This window comes from Chamaesiphon sp. VAR_48_metabat_135_sub, from assembly GCF_031418915.1.
Classification (GTDB): Bacteria; Cyanobacteriota; Cyanobacteriia; order Cyanobacteriales; family Chamaesiphonaceae; genus Chamaesiphon.
Window position 1 is genome coordinate 1 of sequence record NZ_JANOJV010000076.1, and the last position, 3,695, is coordinate 3,695.

A 3,695-nucleotide genomic window follows, 5' to 3' on the forward strand; every position below is an offset into this window, starting at 1 on the left:
GTTTAGGTTTGTGTATATAGAGTTTGGGCCAATCGTAGTATCAGAGAAAGATACCTTTGATTGAGAGGGATTATTCCAAGCCGTTGTATTATTATTGGTGCCTAGTAAATAAAAGATCCCATTATCTATTGGAGTATTGGCACTATTAAAAGCTCCTGATTGGTATCTATTTCTATAACTAAAGTTAATCGCTCCATTTGCTGTGAATTGTAAGTTTACGACATAAGCACCGATTGCTAAGTTGATGGTTTGCCCAATCGAATTATTAAAATCAGAATAACAAATAATCCCATCGGTGTTCGCTGGAGAAGCACCATTTCGTTTGCAAATTACTACGCCTGTTGGTGCGCTAACAAATGCATATTTGGGGAAATCAAAGCTATTAAACGTCCAGCGAGTAGTATTATAATTTAGTCCAGTTAGAGGCGTACTGGTATATCCACTCACAGCAGGTAATACGAGATTGGCCACAGTGGAGTGACCAAGTGCGGGAACGGTAGTAACTAGGTGAGCGTAATAATCACCAGTACTTAGATTGAGAGTGGCATTGGCTAGTGCGGCATTCGCCCAGTTAAAAATAAAATTGGACACTTAAACAACTCCTGGAAAATAATCGATCGGTAATTCAATATTGGCTCCAAATCGTAATTTGCAGCTCCCTAGTTTGCGGCCGCAGTTATCTAACGCCATAAATCCGGTGTAAATATCATTAATATCGGCTACTGGTGGCCCTGAATATCCACATTCAGAACTGCGGTACTGGGAGGCACAATAGTTAGAGCGATAGGCGCGGCCTGGGCAATAGCGATTTTCCAGATTAAGAGCCGCCAATTCCCATTCGATGATTAGATTGTTGTGAGTAGTTTTTTGCTGGATTGTCCATTGTTCTACCTGAAGTAATTCTGCCGATCCAATTTGGAGATAGCTTTCTAACGTGCGATATCGCCAGATTGTTGCACCGAGCAAATCATCGTACATTTGTACTAAATTACCGATACTATTTTGGATATTGGAGATCGAGATTTTGGGTTTGGGTAGAGTCCGCCCATTGCTCTCAAACCCGCTGGTTTTGGCATCGAGATGCCCCCATTGCTCTCCCAGCCATGTTGTTCCTCTCCAGGATGTAAACCTAAATACCTCGTTGGGATTGTTGGGATTAAAGTTCGAGATCATGAATAGCTCGCACATTGGGCTAGTTGATAATTTTTGGAGGTCTCCAGTTAGTGACATTTGATATTAATGTAATTTTAGCGGCGGTGGATGCGGCTTGGGCTGAAGAGATGAAGGCGGTTGAACGTGCTTTTGTCGAGGCGATTTCGGACGATCAGTATGAGTGGCCAAATCAGACTTTGCGTCAGAATGGGGATGTGGTGGGTAGTCCTCGAAATATCGTCGATACTGGTAAACTGGTGGGGAGTCAGTACTTAAATACTATCGCACCTGGAGAGGCAGAATTTGGCTGGACGGATCATAATCCCGAACTTAATCACAATGGCGGGATGAATACGATTAATGGGCATCGTTACTACCATCGTCCGCGTCCCTGGACTCAATATGGGATTAGTGGAGATACTGAGGCTCCGCTGGAGTATCAGCGGGCTGATGCGGTGCTAAATGTGCCTAGAGATTTTGAAGCAAGATTGTTTCGTTTTTTAGAAACTGATGTCGATTGATATTGTAGGAATTAAGGCTAAGTTAGCTACTCAATTAGTGACCGAGTTGGGATTGTATACAGCAACAAATGGATCGACAGTTCCAGCGATTTACATTGTGAATAATCTGGACATAGATCCGCCTAGGGACGTTGAAATTAGCGGGATTGAGTGTTTGGTCTATCGGGTAGTCGATCGGGTGCCACAGGCATGTTTTCAAGGGGTGGTCGATCGATATCAAGTATCGGTCGAGCTGATTCAGCACGATCGGACTAAGAATCTAAATAATGCTTTAGAGACTTTATTCTGTTATTGGCAACGAATTAGAATTGCTTGGCATCGGAGGCAGACAGAAGAGAACCTAGAACAGGTTAAATTATATTTACCAGGCGAACACTATTTTAATATTTTAAAATGAAGTCGATTCATCCCAGTCAAGTTATTACAGGCTCAGACTTATTAATTCGCTGGAGTGCTACTGGATCGATTGCTAGTTTTACAGAATTAGATATTATCTCCAACTACTCCTTGTCTGTTCAATGGCAAACCAAACCGATAATGCCTGTGAATAAAGAGTTTGAGGAGACAGCAAAACTATCGTTAAAAGGGACGCTGAATTTTACCACGCTCACAGATCGAACGTTTAACATGCCCGAATATGTATGGATTGAGATTGGCTTACTAATTAAAGAACTAGCTAATGGCGATCGATGGATCTGGAATCGAACGGGTAAGTATTTGGTCGTGAGTGATACCCAGAACATCAAGTCTGATGATATGGTGGAGCATCAATATTCGATGGTTAGTCAGAAAACTATCGTTCCCGAACTAGTCTTAGTACCTGCAGCTAGACAAGTTTTCTACCAAGCACCTTCGGCCGCAGGCATTCGAGCACATACAAGTTTTGGATCTGTAACATTTGTCAAAATTCTCTAGGGATTTAAAATAATCAAGTAAGTGGGAGAACTAAAAGTTGTTTGAGCGGAAATTTCGGGGATTAAGCTGATTGTATTCTCAAACCAACTATCGACAATATCTGCTAAATAACAACTAGCAAAATAGGCATTTACATCGATCGAGATAGTAGTAACAATCCAGCCACTATAGTCTCCAGTGGTATCTTGAGTGCGAACGCGAACTGTACAGTCTCCAAATCCGACACTAGGAATTAGATAGGCGGGAGAACTAGTGGTAATTGTGACAGGTGATTGTCCGAAGATCGTGTATTCGAGTTGATAGGCTGTGGTATAGGTGGCTGGATTGGGTGCGCTCCAAGCTACACCAATATTAATATCGATGCCGTAAGAGGGCGTTAATACTAGATTTTGAGGTGGTAATGGTGGCGATGGGGGGAGCACAGATCTAGGTGGCTGCACAAAATTTTGCCCTTGCTCGATTGCCGCATATTTATTGGGATCGTGCAGTAAGGCAAGAATTTCAAAGCGGTGGGTTTCTGGCTCCGCGCGGGAGATAACTCGATAGTAGCTAGGCTGCAGATCGGTACCAGCAATTAACCAACTCGCTTGAGGATCGGGGATGGTGGCGAAGTTGGGGGAGATTGTGACAACGCTCCCCGTAATGCTGGAGATTGTTCGCTCGACTAGGGTTGCGTCTGGGAGAGTGCAGCTAATCGTATAAGTCCCTGCTGGTAACGTAAGTGGGCTATCGAGGGTTAGCGTATTAATTGTGGCAGTTTCGATCCGTCCCCAGCGACGTAATCCCGCACGATCGCGATCGCCAACCTGAATTATATCGCCAGGGCGCACGAGAGCACCATCTAGCCCTGTCTGGATGGTGATGCTTTCCTTTTGAGCTTGCTCGGAATAGATCGCCCATTTACCAATCCGCTGGGCTTGCCCTCGACTGGTGCAGGTTTGGGTGGCATCAATGCGGAGTTCCTCCACTCCACGTTTTAAAATATCTGCCCGATCTTCGTAAATTTCATAATCGGTATTGTTGGGGACATCTGACCGTGTATAGCTGACTACCGCTCGATTGCGACGATTGCGGTACGGTGTCCCAGCATAGCTAAACGTTGCATTG

Annotated in this window: 6 protein-coding genes; 3 read left to right on the plus strand and 3 right to left on the minus strand. The window is 44.2% G+C overall.

The genetic code is table 11. The annotated features are described in order from the left end of the window. Together RMO55_RS06115 and RMO55_RS06120 are read right to left on the minus strand one after the other, a co-directional pair. On the minus strand, positions 1 to 591 hold a 591-nt coding region (locus RMO55_RS06115), incomplete at its 3' end, for a hypothetical protein (protein WP_310424880.1). Next, positions 592 to 1,230, minus strand: coding sequence for a phage minor tail protein L (locus RMO55_RS06120; RefSeq protein WP_310424882.1), 639 nt, complete (start codon positions 1,228 to 1,230; stop codon positions 592 to 594). It abuts the gene before it with no gap. Between RMO55_RS06120 and RMO55_RS06125 the strand changes: the two genes are divergently transcribed. Genes RMO55_RS06125 through RMO55_RS06135 form a run of 3 tightly spaced genes read left to right on the plus strand, consistent with a single transcriptional unit; the run spans position 1,224 to position 2,588 of the window. After that, positions 1,224 to 1,673, plus strand: a complete 450-nt coding sequence (locus tag RMO55_RS06125) for a hypothetical protein (RefSeq protein WP_310424884.1) — start codon at positions 1,224 to 1,226, stop codon at positions 1,671 to 1,673. The genes RMO55_RS06120 and RMO55_RS06125 overlap by 7 nt on opposite strands. After that, the gene (locus RMO55_RS06130; RefSeq protein ID WP_310424886.1) at positions 1,663 to 2,070 is read left to right on the plus strand and encodes a hypothetical protein; all 408 of its coding nucleotides are present in this window, start codon (positions 1,663 to 1,665) and stop codon (positions 2,068 to 2,070) included. Before RMO55_RS06125 ends, RMO55_RS06130 begins: the two co-directional genes overlap by 11 nt. Further along, a complete protein-coding gene (locus RMO55_RS06135; protein WP_310424888.1) occupies positions 2,067 to 2,588 on the plus strand; it encodes a hypothetical protein in 522 nt (173 codons plus the stop codon). Before RMO55_RS06130 ends, RMO55_RS06135 begins: the two co-directional genes overlap by 4 nt. Here the strand turns inward: RMO55_RS06135 and RMO55_RS06140 are convergent. Continuing rightward, a partial coding sequence (locus tag RMO55_RS06140) for a phage tail protein (RefSeq protein ID WP_310424890.1) occupies positions 2,585 to 3,695 on the minus strand: 1,111 nt, incomplete at its 5' end. The genes RMO55_RS06135 and RMO55_RS06140 overlap by 4 nt on opposite strands.

What these genes read in the sequence shown, in the direction of transcription:
- RMO55_RS06120 (WP_310424882.1), bottom strand. Translation starts at nt 1,230, where the DNA reads ATGTCACTAACTGGAGACCTCCAAAAATTATCAACTAGCCCAATGTGC.
- RMO55_RS06130 (WP_310424886.1), top strand. Translation starts at nt 1,663, where the DNA reads ATGTCGATTGATATTGTAGGAATTAAGGCTAAGTTAGCTACTCAATTA.
- RMO55_RS06135 (WP_310424888.1), top strand. Translation starts at nt 2,067, where the DNA reads ATGAAGTCGATTCATCCCAGTCAAGTTATTACAGGCTCAGACTTATTA.